Genomic DNA, 2,190 nt, shown 5'->3' with positions numbered 1-2,190 from the left:
CGAGCTTGAAGCCAGGCTGGAGGCGTATCGCGCCGCCCTGCCAAATCGAGATCGCTGAAGTCCCGCAGGGACATCATTAGACTTTTCTTCTACAGTTGAGGGGCATTTGTCGCGGCGGCCGGAGGCGTCTCCGAAGGGGAAAGACTGTCCATGACCGGTTCGGGCTTGGAAATGTAGTGCCACAGAATGGGCCGCTTTTTGCTTGACTTCTCCACAAATGCGCAGTAAAATGGCCGCATCTTGGACGTTTAGCGAGTAGTGCCATTTGTGGAGGCCGTTATGTTCGCGCGACTTAAGCAGTCCGGAAAGTATCACTACCTGCAGTTGGTCGAAAACCGGCGCGAAGCAAACAAGATCAAGCAACGAGTGGTCAGCACGGTCGGAAGAATAGACCAACTGCAACAAGAGGGAAAACTCGAGAATATCATCGGGTCGCTCGCCCGGTTCTCTCAAAAAATGATGCTGCTTGTCGCCGGCAGCAAGAGCAAAACAGAAGCGCGAGTCCATAAGGTCGGCCCCGTTCTGATCTTTGGCCGCCTCTGGGAAGAAGCCGGCATCAAAGAAACGCTGAGGCAACTGCTGGAAGAACGCAAGTTCGAATTCGACGTGGAACGGGCGCTTTTCGTGGCGACGCTGCACAGGCTCATGGCGCCGGGTTCGGATCGGGCCGCGAAAGGTTGGATGCGGCAGTATCGAATCGGAGGAACAGACGAGCTGGAACTCCACCATTTCTACCGCGCGATGGCCTGGCTTGGAGAAGAGTTGCCGCGGGCGCAACAGAAGGATGCGTCCGCGCTTTTCAGGCGGTGTGTAAAGGACCTGGTAGAGGAAAAACTTTTTCTCAGGCGGCGCGATCTGTTCAGTCAACTGGAAATGGTTTTCTTTGACACAACGTCGCTTTATTTCGAAGGGGACGGTGGAGAGACGATAGGCGCATACGGTTACTCGAAAGACCATCGGCCGGATCGGAAACAAATGGTCCTCGGCGCCGTGCTGGATGCGCAAGGATATCCGATCTGCTGCGAGATGTGGCCGGGGAACACGAGCGACGCCAGGACGCTTCTGCCCGTCGTGGATCGACTCGGGAAACGGTTTCAGATTCAAAGAGTCTGTGTCGTGGCTGATCGAGGGATGATCAGTGAAGGGACGATGGAGGAATTGGAGAAACGAGGGTTGCAGTACATCCTGGGCGCGCGGATGAGACAGCAAAAGGAGATCGGAGAAGATTTGCTCTCAAGTAAGGAGGGCTACGAAGAGGTGCGTCCTCAGCGGTCGAAAGCAAAAGACCCGGCGCCACTCAAGGTGAAGGAAATCCGACGGGGCGGGAGACGTTACGTGCTATGCCTGAACGAAGAGGAAAGAACAACAGATGCGCGAAATCGGGAGGTGATACTATCGGCGCTTGAAGATAGGCTCAAAGCGGGCGCCGGAACACTGGTGGGCAACAAAGGATTCCGAAAGTACCTGAAGGTGGAAAAAGGAGCGATACGGATAGATCGGCAAAAGGCGGCACAGGAAGAGATATACGATGGGAAGTGGCTGCTGAGGACGAACACGGAACTTGGCGTGGCGGAGGTGGCGCTGAAATACAAACAGTTGATGATGGTGGAACAATTGTTTCGGGACACGAAATCGCTTCTGGCGACGCGACCGATATTCCACAAGTGTGACGAAACGATTCGCGGGCACGTCTTTTGCAGTTTTCTGGCTTTGGTGTTGCGAGAGGAGCTGAATCGCCGGTTGGAGAAGCTCGATGGGCGCTTCGAATGGGCGGAAGTGAAGCGGGATTTGAAGGCGCTGGCAGAGGTGGAGGTTCAAGAGGGCGAGAAGAAATTCGCTGTGCGTAGCGAATGTGTTGGGACGTGCGGGAAGGTCTTTCAGGCGGTTGGAGTGGCCATGCCGCCGACGGTGAGACAGATAACATAAGGGAAGCAAACAAGCGAGGACATAACATGTAGTGCCAAGAGCGCCGGCGCCCATTTTATATCCTTGAGCGCCAATATGTTGCAAAATCGACTGTAGAAGATCAGTCAAATGTTGCAAGGGCAGCGTCGAGGTCGCGCAGCTTGCGGCAAAATACGTCCGGCCGGGGGACAACCCAGACGGAAGGGACAACCTGCACTACCCGTTCAAGATGCTCGATGTCGACGACAAGGAAGTGCTCGACGCCCTGTTCCTCTATGCCATGCG

Annotated in this window: 1 protein-coding gene; it reads left to right on the top strand. The window is 55.3% G+C overall.

Annotation, left to right across the window (positions count from 1 at the left end):
- The first annotated feature begins 279 nt into the window (after positions 1 to 279).
- Positions 280 to 1,926 (top strand): IS1634 family transposase, encoded by a 1,647-nt coding sequence (locus QME66_13475; GenBank protein ID MDI6809957.1) that lies wholly within the window; start codon positions 280 to 282, stop codon positions 1,924 to 1,926.
- The last annotated feature ends 264 nt before the right edge of the window (positions 1,927 to 2,190 follow it).

The organism is Candidatus Eisenbacteria bacterium (assembly GCA_030017955.1).
Taxonomy (GTDB): domain Bacteria; phylum Eisenbacteria; class RBG-16-71-46; order JASEGR01; family JASEGR01; genus JASEGR01.
This window is presented reverse-complemented; position numbering and strand designations above follow the sequence as displayed.